The 13,165-nt window shown below is 68.5% G+C and carries 13 protein-coding genes and 1 pseudogene; 10 read left to right on the forward strand and 4 right to left on the reverse strand.

Features of this window, described 5'->3' with window-relative positions; genetic code table 11:
* Positions 1–100 precede the first annotated feature (100 nt).
* From ACWGID_RS30695 to ACWGID_RS30715, 5 genes are read left to right on the forward strand one after another with little or no spacing between them, the layout of a single operon-like run.
* Entirely contained in the window at positions 101–982 is an 882-nt protein-coding gene (locus tag ACWGID_RS30695) for a carbohydrate ABC transporter permease (RefSeq protein ID WP_452202445.1), read from the forward strand.
* On the forward strand, positions 982–1,833 hold the full coding sequence (locus ACWGID_RS30700) for a carbohydrate ABC transporter permease (RefSeq protein ID WP_452202447.1): 852 nt from the start codon (positions 982–984) through the stop codon (positions 1,831–1,833). Before ACWGID_RS30695 ends, ACWGID_RS30700 begins: the two co-directional genes overlap by 1 nt.
* 36 nt (positions 1,834–1,869) lie before the next feature.
* Positions 1,870–3,384 (forward strand): hypothetical protein, encoded by a 1,515-nt coding sequence (locus ACWGID_RS30705; RefSeq protein ID WP_452202449.1) that lies wholly within the window; start codon positions 1,870–1,872, stop codon positions 3,382–3,384.
* On the forward strand, positions 3,381–4,202 hold the full coding sequence (locus ACWGID_RS30710; RefSeq protein WP_452202451.1) for a fumarylacetoacetate hydrolase family protein: 822 nt from the start codon (positions 3,381–3,383) through the stop codon (positions 4,200–4,202). The genes ACWGID_RS30705 and ACWGID_RS30710 overlap by 4 nt, the downstream gene beginning before the upstream one ends.
* The gene (locus ACWGID_RS30715; RefSeq protein WP_452202453.1) at positions 4,202–4,945 is read left to right on the forward strand and encodes a sugar isomerase domain-containing protein; all 744 of its coding nucleotides are present in this window, start codon (positions 4,202–4,204) and stop codon (positions 4,943–4,945) included. Before ACWGID_RS30710 ends, ACWGID_RS30715 begins: the two co-directional genes overlap by 1 nt.
* Here the strand turns inward: ACWGID_RS30715 and ACWGID_RS30720 are convergent.
* On the reverse strand, positions 4,942–5,793 hold the full coding sequence (locus tag ACWGID_RS30720; RefSeq protein WP_452202455.1) for an SDR family oxidoreductase: 852 nt from the start codon (positions 5,791–5,793) through the stop codon (positions 4,942–4,944). The two genes, ACWGID_RS30715 and ACWGID_RS30720, sit on opposite strands and share 4 nt — an antisense overlap.
* A gap of 122 nt (positions 5,794–5,915) precedes the next feature.
* Here ACWGID_RS30720 and ACWGID_RS30725 point away from each other — a divergent pair, with 122 nt between their 5' ends.
* The 3 genes from ACWGID_RS30725 to ACWGID_RS30735 all read left to right on the forward strand — a co-directional run bounded on the left by ACWGID_RS30725 (position 5,916) and on the right by ACWGID_RS30735 (position 9,762).
* Positions 5,916–6,815, forward strand: a complete 900-nt coding sequence (locus tag ACWGID_RS30725; RefSeq protein ID WP_452202457.1) for an AraC family transcriptional regulator — start codon at positions 5,916–5,918, stop codon at positions 6,813–6,815.
* 149 nt (positions 6,816–6,964) lie between these two features.
* Positions 6,965–8,506: an alkaline phosphatase D family protein gene (locus ACWGID_RS30730; RefSeq protein WP_452202459.1), complete on the forward strand. Its 1,542-nt coding sequence runs from the start codon at positions 6,965–6,967 to the stop codon at positions 8,504–8,506.
* A gap of 2 nt (positions 8,507–8,508) precedes the next feature.
* Complete coding sequence (locus tag ACWGID_RS30735) at positions 8,509–9,762, forward strand: hypothetical protein (RefSeq protein WP_452202461.1); 1,254 nt, start codon at positions 8,509–8,511, stop codon at positions 9,760–9,762.
* Between the two features lie 22 nt (positions 9,763–9,784).
* On the opposite strand, the pseudogene ACWGID_RS30740 reads toward ACWGID_RS30735, so the two are convergent.
* Positions 9,785–10,702 (reverse strand): annotated as a pseudogene (locus ACWGID_RS30740) (NAD-dependent epimerase/dehydratase family protein); the annotation flags it as partial.
* 181 nt (positions 10,703–10,883) lie between these two features.
* Here ACWGID_RS30740 and ACWGID_RS30745 point away from each other — a divergent pair.
* Positions 10,884–11,414 (forward strand): TetR/AcrR family transcriptional regulator, encoded by a 531-nt coding sequence (locus tag ACWGID_RS30745; RefSeq protein ID WP_452202463.1) that lies wholly within the window; start codon positions 10,884–10,886, stop codon positions 11,412–11,414.
* Here ACWGID_RS30745 and ACWGID_RS30750 read toward each other — a convergent pair.
* On the reverse strand, positions 11,406–12,020 hold the full coding sequence (locus ACWGID_RS30750) for an anti-sigma factor family protein (protein ID WP_452202465.1): 615 nt from the start codon (positions 12,018–12,020) through the stop codon (positions 11,406–11,408). The two genes, ACWGID_RS30745 and ACWGID_RS30750, sit on opposite strands and share 9 nt — an antisense overlap.
* Positions 12,017–12,556, reverse strand: a complete 540-nt coding sequence (locus ACWGID_RS30755) for a sigma-70 family RNA polymerase sigma factor (RefSeq protein WP_452202466.1) — start codon at positions 12,554–12,556, stop codon at positions 12,017–12,019. The genes ACWGID_RS30750 and ACWGID_RS30755 overlap by 4 nt, the downstream gene beginning before the upstream one ends.
* A gap of 62 nt (positions 12,557–12,618) precedes the next feature.
* On the opposite strand from ACWGID_RS30755, the gene ACWGID_RS30760 reads away from it, so the two are divergent.
* Positions 12,619–13,134 (forward strand): hypothetical protein, encoded by a 516-nt coding sequence (locus tag ACWGID_RS30760; protein ID WP_452202468.1) that lies wholly within the window; start codon positions 12,619–12,621, stop codon positions 13,132–13,134.
* The last annotated feature ends 31 nt before the right edge of the window (positions 13,135–13,165 follow it).

Below are 13,165 nucleotides of genomic sequence, written 5' to 3' on the forward strand. Positions count from 1 at the left end.
AAATTTTCTGCAGTTACCGCTTCCAGCGTAGGAGGTTGTGCGCTACGGTTCCCGTCAGCTTGGTATCTGAAATCAGGGTTTCAGACACGAGGAGCGAGGTATGCCGGGTCTTCGTGGCCGTGTGGTCGGCCAGCATTGGTACACGCCGTACGTGTTCATGCTGCCCGGGCTGCTGTTCTATGCCGCGATGTTCGCGTGGCCGGCGGTGATCGCGATCCAGTTGGCGTTCTCCGACTACGACATCGTCCATCCGGTGCGCTTCTCCGGGCTGGACAACTTCGTCCGGCTGGCGCACGACCCGCGGGTCTGGATCGCGTTGCGGAACTCGCTGCTGTTCGTGCTGATGTTCCTGCCGCTGACCGTGGTCGCGCCGCTGTTCCTGGCGATGCTGGTGAACCTGAAGCTGCGCGCGATCCAGGCGTTCCGGATGCTCTACTACCTGCCGGTGATCACGTCGATGGTCGCGGTGGCGGTCGCCTGGCGGTACGTGTTCAACCGCGAGGGCGTCGTGAACTGGCTGCTCGGCCTCTTCGGCGCCGGCCCGACGGACTTCCTGCTCGACCGGCACTGGGCGCTGCCCACGGTGGTGCTGCTGGAGGCGTGGAAGAACGCCGGCCTGTTCATGATGATCTACCTCGCCGGGCTGCAGGCCGTACCGTCGGACCAGATCGAAGCGGCGACGATCGACGGAGCCAACGCGTGGCAGCGGCTGATGCACGTCGTCGTACCGTCGCTGCGGCCGACGTTCGCGGTCACGCTGGTGCTCAGCATGCTCGAGGCGATGCGCGCGTTCGAGTCGGTCTACGTGCTGACCCGGGGTGGGCCGCTCGACTCCACTCTCACGCTCGGCTACTACATCTGGTCGAAAGCCTTCGAGGACTACGACATGGGGTACGCGAGCGCGGTCGGTCTGCTGCTCTGGGCGATCATGATCGTCCTGGCCGGCTTCAACCTCCTGGTGACCCGGCGGAGGGATGTCTGATGGCTCGCAGGTTGTACCGCCGACCCCGCCGCCCCGGCCGCATCCGCCGCGTCGGGCTCTACGTCCTCCTGATCGCGGTCGCGGCGCTGTTCGTCGGGCCGTTCCTGATCCTGCTCAGCGCGGCGACCAAGCCGGCCAGCCAGGACGTGTTCGGGTTCCCACCGGATCTGATCCCGCGGCCGCCGGTCGCCGACTGGTTCCGCGAGGCGTGGACCACGATCCCGTACGCGCGGTTCCTGGTGAACTCGGTCATCTACGTCGGCATCACGATCCCGGTGTACCTCGTGGTGTCCGCGCTGACGGCGTACCCGCTGGCGCGGATCGCGTTCCGGGGGCGCGGCGTGTTCTTCATGCTGTTCCTGTCGATCATGTTCCTGCCCGGCGAACTGATGCTGATCCCGCGGTTCCTGGTGATGAGCCAGCTCGGCCTGACCGACACGTTCGCGGCGGTGATCCTGCCCGCGATCCTGTCCTCGCTCGGGATCTTCCTGCTCCGCCAGGCGTTCTCGCAGATCCCCGACGAGATCATCGAGGCCGCGCGGGTGGACGGCGCGAACGAGTTCGCGATCTTCTGGCGGATCTGTGTCCCGATCGTCGCCCCGACCCTGGCCGTCCTGGCGATCCTCGGGTTCGTCTCGGTCTGGAACAGCTTCATCTGGCCGCTGGTGGTGCTGACCAGCCAGTCGAAGTTCCCGATCGCGCTCGGGATCGCCTACCTCAGCGGGGTCTCCGGCACCGACGTCCGCGGCCTCGCCGCCGGCACGGTGATCTCGCTGGTGCCGGTCATCGCCGTCTTCCTGTTCCTGCAGAAACGCATCCTCAACAGCATGGGTGGCGCCGTCAAAGGCTGACCAGCGCCAACCCGCCCCTACCTTTGTGAGGCATCGATGCAGCTCAGCCGTCGCACGCTCCTGCTCGGAACCACCGCCGGCGGAATCGCCGCCTGGACCGGTCTCCCAGCCCTCTCCGCCGCCGCCGACCCACTCGTTTACGACTCACCCGCCGCCTTCGAGGCCGCGCAGGCGGGGTATCTCGCATCCAACGCGCAGGACAACGAGGCCGGGCTCTACGCCTGGGGCGAGTCCTACTTCCTGCTCGCTCTGTTGCGGATGTACGAGGCGTACCAGGACGAGCGCTACCTCAAGACGTTCGAGGACCGCGCCCACCACCTGATGAAGACCACCGACCACGCGCGCAAGGTCACCGACTACAAGGGCCGTTCCGGCAAGGTGTGGCGCACCGCGGGCAACTACACCGCGGGTCATGGCGTCCTGCCGGACAGCGCCGGGAAACCAGCGGTGCAACTGCGCTGGGCAGGCAGCCGCGCGGGCGAGTCGACGGCCGAGGTCTCGAACGTTGTCGACAGCACCTTTGACCTCGTCCTCCGGAACCCGGCCACCACCACGGTCGTGACGCTGCACAACGTGACCCTCGATCCGGCGTCCCCGGCGTACGTCGTCACCGCGGTCGACAACGCCTACACCGCGGGACTGCGTTGGACCGCGGTCGATCTCCGCGATGCGCCGACAGCAGTATCCGTGAAGGCTGGCACGATCGCCTTCCAGTCGCAGTACTACGTGTTCGCGGTGCACACCGGGATGATCGCGTTCCCCATGGCGCGGTACGCGCGGATGGTGCTGCAGTCGGCGAAGCTCCGGCAGGGGCCGCGGCAGCAGTTCGCGCGGGAGGTGCTCGACGCGGCGACCGAGGCGGTCGCGTTCCATGACGACGAGTGGGTCTCGCGGCCGGACGGGACCGGGGATTTCGTGTGGCCGAAGGGCGCACCGATCCCGTTCGACGGGACGATCCAGCCGTACAACCAGAGTCAGGCGATCGGCCAGGTGCTGATCGAACTGTTCCGGGTCACCGGCAAACCGCAGTACCGGACACGGGTTTTGCAGATGCTGAAGGCGTACGAGCCCGCGCTGCGACCCGTCGGCGACGCGTACGTGTGGACCTATTGGCCGCCGTACAGCGAGTTGTACGCCGGGTATCCGAAGACCGCCGGGATCTCGGAGTACACGCCGTCGTACCCGGCGTCGAAGCAGATCGAGGACCTGAGTCACGCCGCGATCAGCACCGAGTTCGTGCACGCGGCGTACGACGCGGGGATCGACGGTGGGCCGGCGACCGACGTACAGCGGTTCACGAAAACCTTTACGCAGAAGCTGATCCGATCCGCGACCGAGGTCTGGTACCGCGTCGACGGGACGGGTGATGCGGTGCCGGCCAACGCGGTGCAGTGCGCACGATGGGGTGCGTACGCCGAGCAGGACGAGCTCGTGTACCAGCAGTCCCTGCGGGTGTACGACGCCGTGCAACTCGTGCCCGTGCAAGGGTCGCACGCATTGGGTATCGCGTATCTGAACTGGGCCAAGAACGCTGGATGGAGGAACAAGTGAGACTGCTCCGGATCCACACGCCGGACGGACTGCGGGACGCCGTACTGGACGACGACGGCCGGGTGCGGCCGCTGTCGGGCGCGGCCGAGCCGTTCGACGTGGACAGGTGGCGCTCGAGAACGCCGACGGACGAGTCGCTGGACTTGGCCGACGTACGCCTGGCGCCGCCGCTCGATCCCGGGAAGATCGTGTGCGTCGGGCTGAACTACGCCGATCACGCGGCCGAAGGCGGGCAGCAGGCGCCGGCCGAGCCGATCTTGTTCATGAAGGCGCCGGACACCGTCGTCGGTGCGCACGACGACGTGGTGATCCCGCGCGGCGGCGACAAGACCGACTGGGAGGTCGAGCTCGGCGTGGTGATCGGGCGCACCGCGGCGTACCTTGCCGACGAGTCCGAGGCACTGGCGCATGTCGCCGGCTATGTGCTGGTGAACGATGTGTCTGAGCGGCACTTCCAGCTCGAGCGCGGCGGTCAATGGGACAAGGGCAAGAACTCCGCGACGTTCTGCCCACTCGGCCCGTGGGTCCTGACCGCGGACGAGGTGCCCGCCCCGCAGGCGCTCAAGCTCGGACTGGACGTGAACGGCGAGGCGTTCCAGGACAGTTCGACCGCCGAGATGATCTTCGGCGTCGCCCACCTGGTGCACTACATCTCGCAGCTCATGACGCTCTACCCGGGCGACGTGATCAGCACCGGTACGCCGGCCGGCGTCGGCGCGGGTCAGAAGCCGCCGCGGTTCCTGCGCGAAGGCGACGTACTGCGGGTCTGGGCGGACGGCCTGGGCGAGCAGCGCAACCGGCTCGTCGCGGCGACCTGATGAGCGCCTATCTGTCCGCGATCACGGACCTGCTCGGGCGCATCGAGGCCGAGGAACAGGACTCGATCGCGGCCGCCGCGGGCCTGCTCGTGGACCAGATCGCCGCTGACCGCCTGGTCCACGTGTACGGTCCAGGCGGTCACTCGAACCTCGCGGCCCAGGAGATCTTCTTCCGCGCCGGCGGCCTGATGCACGTCTCCGCGATCCTCGACGAGGGCACGCTGCTGTCCAACGGTGCACTCCGCTCGATGGCGGTCGAACGGACGCCGGGGTACGGGCGGATCGTGATCGACACCGCTGGCTTGGGCGCGGGCGACGTACTGCTGTTCGTCAACGCCTACGGGATCAACGCGGCGCTGATCGACGCCGCGTTGACCGCGCGAGAACGCGGCGTACGGACGATCGGGGTCAGCTCCCGGCAGCACGCCGACCAGACCGCGGCGGATCATCCGGCCCGCCATCCGTCGCGGGCGAACCTGCACGAGATCGTCGACGTCGCCGTCGACACGAAGGTGCCGATCGGTGACGCGGTGCTGGAGTTCGACGGGCTGCCGGAGCGGGCCGGTGCGGTCTCGACGTTCGCGAACGCGTTCGCGCTGAACACGATCGTGCTGCGGACGCTGGAGGAGCTGCTGTCCCGGAGCATCGCCCCGCCGGTATGGCGCAGTGGCAACGCACCCGGTGGGGACGAGGCGAACGCCCAGTTCCTCGACCGTTTCCGGCAGCGGGTCCGCTGGCTCTAGCCCTTCAGAGCAGTTGCGATCGCGTCCGCGACGGGCGTGGTCGGCCGGCCGATCAGCTGCGTGAGGTCATCGCTGCGGTAGGCCAGCCGGCCGCGCTCGATCGCGTTCTCAACCCCGACGAACATCTGCGCCACCGGCTCCGGGAAGCCGGCGCCGACCAGCACCTGCGTGTGGTCCGCCGGCGAGAGGTTGTTGTAGGCAACGTTCTGCCCACTTTGCTTCGCGAGCTCGGCGGCGTAGTCCGTCAGCGTCCAGTCGGTGTCGCCGTTCAGCTCGTACGCCCGCTTCTCGTGCCCGTCACCGGTCAGGACGACGGCCGCCGCGGCCGCGTAGTCCCGCCGCGCGGCGGACGCGATCCGGCCGTCACCCGCGCTGCCGAGCACCCCGTTGGTCAGCTGTCCGGCGATCTGGTCGGTGTAGACCTCGTTGTACCAGCCGTTGCGCAGGAACGTGTACGGCAGACCGGAGTCGAGGATCGCCTGCTCGGTCGCACGGTGGTCGGCGGCCAGGTCGAAGTCGGCCTCCGGGCCGCCGAGGATGCTGGTGTAGGCGATCCGGGCCACGCCGGCGTCCTTCGCGGCCGCGATGACCGCCTTGTGCTGGTCCAGCCGGTTCGGCTCCAGGCCCGAGATCAGCAGGACGGTGTCGCCGGCACCGAAGGCCTCGGCCAGCGCGTCCGCGTCGTTGTAGTCGGCGATCCGGACCTCGACGCCGCGGTCCGCGATCGGGGCCGCCTTCTCGGCGTTCCGCGCGACCGCGACGACCTGGTCGGCCGGGACCCGCTGGAGCAGCTCGTCGACGACGAGAGTGCCCAGGTGGCCGGTGGCGGCGGTGACGACGATGCTCATCAGTACTCCTTGGTGATTGGTGGGATGTCACCGACATTAGACGCGCCTGACGAGCGGATCTATGTCCACGGAGCGCTGATTTATGTCTCATCGTCTTGAGGGCAGCGCGTATCATGACAGGTATGGATGTACTTGCCGATGTCGTCGCCGCGATGAAGACCGGCCCCGCCACCTCCGGACGCACCGACGTCCGGGGCCCATGGGGTCTCGGTTTCGTGCACTCGTTCGGCGCCACCTTCCACCTCGTCCTGCAGGGTACGGCGTGGTTGCTGCCGCCCGACGGCGCGCCGATCCCGCTCGGCCCGGGCGACGCGGTGCTGCTGCCGCGCGGCCTGGACCACTCGCTCGTCGACCACCCGGACTCGCCGGTGGTGCCTTTCGACCCGACGGTCGAGGAGCCGCAGCAAGGTCAGGGTGCTCGGGCGCTGTTGCTGTGTGGGACCTACCGGCTCGACCGCGAGCGGCCGCATCCGGTGCTGAGCCGGCTGCCCGACGTGGTCGTCGTACCGGCGAATCCGGGGCAGCACCGGTCGTTGCACACGGCAATCAGCATCCTGGGTGAGGAGCTCGACGCGCAGCGGCCGGGCGCGGCGGCCGTCGTACCGGCGCTGGTGGATGCGTTGCTGGTGCTGATCCTGCGGGCCTGGTTCGAGGACAACGACTGCCCGACGGATCGCGGCTGGGCTCGGGCGCTGACCGATCCCGCGGTGGTGCAGTCGCTGGAGCTCATCCACGAGAAGCCTGGGTCCGCGTGGACGGTCGCCGACCTCGCGTCGAATGTCGGGTTGTCCCGGGCTGCGTTCGCGCGCCGGTTCACCGACGCGGTGGGGGAGCCGCCGCTCACCTACCTGTCCCGCTGGCGGATGACGACCGCGGCCCGTCTGCTGCGCGATCACGACCAGCCACTCGCCACGGTGGCGAAGGAGATCGGCTACACGTCGGAGTTCGCGTTCGCGAAGGCCTTCAAACGAGACTTCGGAGTACCGCCGGGGACCTATCGCAAGCAGCTCACCCCGGCCTGAGAATTGCTCGTCTCACCCTGTAGGAAACTTACGGGTTCTGAGTGATCATGGGCAGCAAGCACCACACACACTCACGGTTCCCCAATGGTCACCGGCAGTTCGACCGGCGCGGGGGCCTACCGCCCTGAGTACCCGTGAAGGTGAGGCCCATGAGCCCAATCAGTCGCAGGACCCTAGTTCTCGGCGGACTCGCCGCGGCTGGTGTCGGCGCCCTCCCGGCTGCCGCCCAGTCGTCCGTGATCACCGCCACCGCCGCCGTTCCGTACCCGTTCCAGCTGGGCATCGCCTCCGGTGAACCGGACGCGAACAGCGTCGTGCTCTGGACCCGGCTGGCGCCTTCGCCGACCAACGCCGACGGCCAGGGTGGGATGGCGAACGCCGATGTCGCCGTCGACTGGCAGGTGTCGACCACCGACACGTTCAGCACGCTGGTCTCCTCCGGCACCGTGACTGCCCAGTTCGCGTCCGCCCACTCGGTGCACGCGATCGCCGGTGGTCTCAGCCCGGACGCCGACTACTTCTACCGGTTCCGTGCCCAGGGCCACATCTCGCCCGTCGGCCGGACCCGCACCACCCCCGCGATCGGTGCGGCCGGCCGGGACCTGCTGATGGCGTTCACCTCCTGCTCGCACTACGAGGAGGGGTACTTCACCGTCTACCGCCGGATGGCCGAGGAGAACCCGGGCGTCATCCTGCACCTGGGCGACTACATCTACGAGTACGGCGCGACCGCGGGCCGCCCGCGCCTGCACCTCGGCACCGAGATCGTGACGATCGCGGACTACCGCCGCCGGTACGCGCAGTACAAGACGGACCCGGATCTGCAGGCAGCGCACGCTGCGGCGCCGTGGATCGTCGTACCGGACGACCACGAGGTGGAGAACAACTACGCCGGCACCGTGCGCGAGAACAACACACCGGCACTCACTGCGGCGCAGTGGACGGCGCGGCGGTCGGCGGCGTACCAGGCGTACTACGAGAACATGCCGCTGCGGCCGGCGCAGGTGAACAGTGGCAACAGCATCCAGCTGTACCGGCGGCTGCGGTGGGGGAGTCTCGCGACCTTCCACATGCTCGACACCCGTCAGTACCGCAACGACCAGGCCTGTGGTGACGGCTGGCAGCAGTGCTCGGACGCCGATCTGGCGAGCCGCAGTCTGCCCGGCAACTCGCAGGAGACCTGGCTGCTGGACGGACTGAACCAGCACCTGGGGACCTGGGACATCATCGGCCAGCAGGTGTTCTTCGCTCGCCGGTTCAATGCGTCCGGCGCGAGCATGGACTCCTGGGACGGGTACCGCGCCTCGCGGGCGCGCATCCAGCAGGGCTGGGTGGACCGGTCGGTGCGCAACCCCGTCGTACTCACCGGGGACGTGCACCGGGCGTGGGCCAACGACATCAAGGCCGACTACAACAACGCGAACTCGGCGACCATCGGCAGCGAGCTCGTCACCAGCTCGGTGACCTCGAGCGGTGACGGCGACGGGTCGACCACCGTTCCGGATGTCGGCACCAACCCGTGGCTGAAGTTCTACAACAACCGCCGCGGCTACGTCCGGGCGACGATCAGCCCGACCGAGATGAAGGCCGACTTCCGCAACGTCGCGAAGGTGTCCGAGCACGGCGCCGCCGCGGCGACCGTGAAGTCGTTCGTCATCCAAGACGGCCAGCCCGGCCTGCAGGCGGTGTGACGATGAAGAAGACGCTCGCTATTACCGCCCTGGCAGCGATCGCGCTGACCTGCACGGCCACCACCGCCGACGCCCACATCGCAGCACCCACATGGGTCGCGGCCAACAGCGTCGCCACTGGCGACCAGGACACGCCGTCGGTGGCGACCAACAAGAACGGGTACGTCGCAGTTGCCTGGGAAGACGACCGCGACACCGACAACGCGACCGACAACGTGCACAGCGAGATCTACCTGCGGCTGTTCCGCAACGGCACGGCTGTGTACGAGAAGAAGCTGTCCGCCGGCGGCAGCACCGGAGTGACCAACTGGCGGCACCTGCACCCGGACGTCGGGCTCGACGACAACGGCAACGCGGTCGTGGTCTGGCAGGACGACCCGGACGGCAACGGGTACTACAACATCCCGTACCGCGTCGTGAACACCGCCGGCACCGTCACTGCGTCGGGCAACGCCAATAGCAGCTCCACCGGTCAGCAGATCAACCCCCGTGTCGCTGTGGACCCGGATGGCGCGCCCTCCGGTGCTGCTGTCGCTTTCACTGCTGTGTGGGAAGACATCCAGACCGGTGGGCAGCCGACTGTGAAGGCGGCTGGGTTCACTGGCCCGACCACACGTGCCTGGGAGGTGACCGCGTCCGCCGCGACCGGGCAGAACCACAACCCGGACGTCGCCGTGTCGGCATCTGGTGACGCGGTTGTCGTGTGGGACGACGACGGTGACGGTAACGGGTTCTACCAGGTCGGTCTGGTCCGGCTGGGTCGTTCGAACGGTTCTGCCACGCTGTCCCGCCGGTCCGCGAACGCAACGGCCGACGGTCAACAGCGGCACGCCTCGGTGGCTGCCAACTTCAACGGTGACTTCGCCGTGGCGTGGGAGTCCGACCACACCGGTACCGCAGGAGCCTGGACCCGTAGCTTCACCTCGACGGGTACTGCGCACTACGCGGACACGCTGGTCGCGGACGGCGGTAGCTGGCCGTCGATCGGCATCGACGACCAGGCGCAGTCCGTTGTCGGCTGGACGGTCCAAGGCACTGACCCCGACGTCTGGGTCCGCGGCTTTGGCACGGACGGCACCGACACGGGCCGTCTGTCGGCGCAGAAGCTCAGCTCGGTGACCACGGGTCGCCAGGAGCAGATGGCGGTCGCAGTCTCGCCGTACGCCGAGGTGGCGGTCGCCTACACCGACGACAACGATGGCAACACCTACGACCAGGTCATGCTCGGCACGGGAATCTCCAACAACAGCTGGTGATCCGGAGCGGCGCGCTGTCCTGCTAGCCGGACAGCGCGCCGTGCGCGAGCAGGCTCTCGGCGGTCTCCGCGATGGTGTCCTGGACCGGGCGGGCCTTCCAGCCGAGGAGCCGCTCGGCCTTCGCGCTGGTCGCGTCGAAGTCCTGCCCGAGCTGCGGTCGTAGCGCACGCAGCTGCGGGTTGAAGGTGCCGAGGACGCGCGCGAGGAACACGGGCAGCTCGCGGGTCGGCGCCTTGGCGGCCCGGTCGCCGAGCCGCTCCCGCAGGATGTGGGCCACCTCGACCATCCGCAGGCTGGGGCCGGCGGACGCGAGCCACCGTTCACCGGCCGCGGCCGGGTCGGTCATCGCGCGGAGGTGCAGGTCGGCGACGTCGCGGACGTCGACCCAGCTGGTGCCGAACGGCGGGCAGGCCGGAACGGAGCCCTCGAGCATGCTGCGAATCGTCCGCAACGACGGCGGATCATCCGGTCCGAGCACCGGACCGAGCACAGCGACAGGATGTACGGCGGCGAGCTCGAGCCCGTCGCCTTCGTCTCGAATGAACTGCCAGGCGGCCCGTTCGGCCAGCGTCTTCGACTTCTGGTACGGCGCGATGTCCGCGTCCACCTTCGTCCAGTCCTGCTCCGTGTACGGCGCCGACCGTCGCGGATGCCCGTACCCGATTGCACCGAACGCACTGGTCAGCACGACCCGGCGTACCTTCGCGTCACGGGCGGCTCGGAGAACCCGCAGCACGCCGTCCCGCGCGGCGGCGATCATCGCCTCCTCGCTCTCGGGCGCGTTCCGCAGCGTCGGCGAGGCGACGTGCAGCACGTACGCACACCCGGCGACCGCGTCCGCCCACCCGTCGTCGCTCTGCAGATCGGCGCGGACGACGGTCAGTCGCGCGTCCTTGAAGTGTGCGGCGCTGTGCAGTTGGGCGCGGAGCGCGGGCTCCTTGCGTAGGTCGCGAACCGGCGTACCCGGCCTGCAGCAGCGTGAGCACGCACCAGCTTCCGATGAACCCGGATCCTCCGGTCACCAACACCTTGTCCATGCGAGTGCCATTCCTGGGGTAGATTATCTGGAGAGGTCTCCAGATACGGTAGTGGAGAGGTCTCCACTTAGCAAGTGAGGTGTTGTGGTTCGTTCAGATGCCCGGGAGAACCGGGAGCGCATCCTCGCGGCCGCCCGTGAGGCGTTCGCCGCCGACGGGTCCACGTCGATGAACCAGATCGCGCAGCGGGCGCGCGTTGGCGCGGGCACGCTGTACCGCAACTTCCCGACGCGCGAGGCGCTGGTTCTCGCGATCTACCAGGACGAGGTCGAGCGGTTCGTCGGCACCGTTCCGGAGTTGCTGACCGAGCTGCCGCCGCTCGAGGCGCTGCGGAGTTGGACGACCGATCTCGTCGAGGCGATGCGCCGCAAGCACGGACTGGGTGATGCGCTCGGTCCGAGTGCGCAGCAGGCGATCACCGAGCAGACGTACGGGCCGGTGATCGCCGCGATCACGGAGCTTCTCGACGCCGGGAAGAAGGACGGCAGCATCAGGGCGGATGCGGACCCGCGTGACTTCCTGCAGCTCACCGGAGCCCTCTGGCGCGCCAGTCCGGATCGTTCGCCCAGGATGCTCAGGCTGATCCTCGATGGGTTGTCAGTGTCGTCAGTGTGAGGTGGGGGACATCGTGCTCAGTACGGTGTCCTCGGGGGTCACGACATCGAGGCGGGTGATGTCCTGCAGCGGGAACGACGTACTCGCAGGGACTTCGGCCTGGTACTTGCCGTTCGCTGCCCACCAGCCGGCCGTCTCGGTGGTGCCGTTGCGGCTGTGAACGACGAGCATGCAGTGCTCGTCCGGCTTTAGGTCGTTGAGCTTCAGTTGGATGTCCGTGCCCCAGCCGCGGCTCACCAGCTTGGCTGTGCTGTCGAGTCCGCCGACGCCGTTCGTCGCTGTCCAGGTCGCCGACGCCGGAGCCGCCAGTAGGCCCCAGGTGAGCGCGCCACTGGCCAGTGCGGTGCCGGCCGCCGCGAACTTCCACCGCCGCTGTTTGGTGGGGTGCCGTCGCCGAGTGAGGTGCAGCGGCGCGGGCTCAGGTGCTTCCGCCTCGACCTCCTCCAGGGGTACGCCGTGCAGCAGTCCGGGCAGAGGTGCGAACTGCAGGAGGGTCTCGCGACACGCTGCACAGCCCGCAAGGTGTTCTTCGGTCGTACGGCGCTCGGATGCCTCGAGCGCGCCGAGCACGTACGCACCGATCGACAGCGTCTCGGGGCACGTCATGAACCGGTCACTCCTCGTTCCTCCAGCGCCGCGCGTAACGCGTGCAGCGCGTAGTAGCTGCGCGACTTCACCGTCCCCGGCGGTACGCCGAGCACGACAGCCGCCTCGTTGACGGTGCGGCGCCGGTAGAACAGCTCGATGATCACCTGACGGTGGTCCTTGCTGAGCCCACGCAGTACCTCGATCACCTGCCAGACCTGCAGAACCCGGTCGATGTCGTCACCGAGCGCCGGGAACTCGCGGTCGTCGATCGGTACCTCCGTCACCCGGGCGCCCTGGCGGCGGCGCCCCGAGATGACCAGGTTGCGGGCGACCGTGAACAGCCAGCGCCCGGCCCGGTCCGGGTCCAGGTCGGCCGCGTGTGTCCAGGCCCGCGCCATCGTCTCCTGCACGATGTCCTCGGCGTACTGGCGGTCGCCGCCCACCGAGCGCAGTACGTAGCCGAACAGCGGCCGCCGGTACCTGTCGTACAGCGCGCGGATCACCGTGTCGTCATCCACACCTTCGAGTACGTACGACGGGCCCAGACGGTTCAATCCGAAACTTCCCTGAACCGCCGGTCCGGATCCCGCGTATCAGCGGGGGAGAGGAGATTCCGATGAAAACCACAATCTTGTTGCTCGGAGCAACCGTAGGCGGGCTCGGCACGCTGGCGGCCTGTGGCGGCGGCAGCACCACGCCAGGCGCCGCCGGCGCCGCCCCGGCCGCTGCCGCGATCGCGGTCCACAACGTCAGCGGTGTCGGTCAGACCCTGGTCGACGCCTCCGGGAAGACCTTGTACTTCGCCGACCAGGAGGCCGGCGGGATGATCAAGTGCACCAGCAGCTGCACGAGCGTCTGGGTGCCCGCCACCGGTACCACCGCCGACACCAAGGCGGTCAGCGGTCTGGGCACGATGAAGCGTTCCGACACCGGCGCGGACCAGCTCACCTACCAGGGCAAGCCGCTGTACACCTTCAAGTTCGACACCGGTGCGGGACAGGCCAAGGGCAACAATGTCTCCGACAGCTTCTCCGGCACGAGTTTCACCTGGCACGCCGCCACAACCACAGCGGCGGCCGCACCAACAACGTCCCCATCCAAGTCCTCGGGCGGAGGCGGCTACGGCTACTGACGCACTGAGGGTGCTGTGGTGGCGGGGTTCT

The sequence above is a fragment of the Kribbella sp. NPDC054772 genome, from assembly GCF_053611945.1.

What these genes read in the sequence shown, in the direction of transcription:
- ACWGID_RS30695 (WP_452202445.1), top strand. Translation starts at nt 101, where the DNA reads ATGCCGGGTCTTCGTGGCCGTGTGGTCGGCCAGCATTGGTACACGCCG.
- ACWGID_RS30700 (WP_452202447.1), top strand. Translation starts at nt 982, where the DNA reads ATGGCTCGCAGGTTGTACCGCCGACCCCGCCGCCCCGGCCGCATCCGC.
- ACWGID_RS30705 (WP_452202449.1), top strand. Translation starts at nt 1,870, where the DNA reads ATGCAGCTCAGCCGTCGCACGCTCCTGCTCGGAACCACCGCCGGCGGA.
- ACWGID_RS30715 (WP_452202453.1), top strand. Translation starts at nt 4,202, where the DNA reads ATGAGCGCCTATCTGTCCGCGATCACGGACCTGCTCGGGCGCATCGAG.
- ACWGID_RS30720 (WP_452202455.1), bottom strand. Translation starts at nt 5,793, where the DNA reads ATGAGCATCGTCGTCACCGCCGCCACCGGCCACCTGGGCACTCTCGTC.
- ACWGID_RS30725 (WP_452202457.1), top strand. Translation starts at nt 5,916, where the DNA reads ATGGATGTACTTGCCGATGTCGTCGCCGCGATGAAGACCGGCCCCGCC.
- ACWGID_RS30730 (WP_452202459.1), top strand. Translation starts at nt 6,965, where the DNA reads ATGAGCCCAATCAGTCGCAGGACCCTAGTTCTCGGCGGACTCGCCGCG.
- ACWGID_RS30735 (WP_452202461.1), top strand. Translation starts at nt 8,509, where the DNA reads ATGAAGAAGACGCTCGCTATTACCGCCCTGGCAGCGATCGCGCTGACC.
- ACWGID_RS30750 (WP_452202465.1), bottom strand. Translation starts at nt 12,020, where the DNA reads ATGACGTGCCCCGAGACGCTGTCGATCGGTGCGTACGTGCTCGGCGCG.
- ACWGID_RS30760 (WP_452202468.1), top strand. Translation starts at nt 12,619, where the DNA reads ATGAAAACCACAATCTTGTTGCTCGGAGCAACCGTAGGCGGGCTCGGC.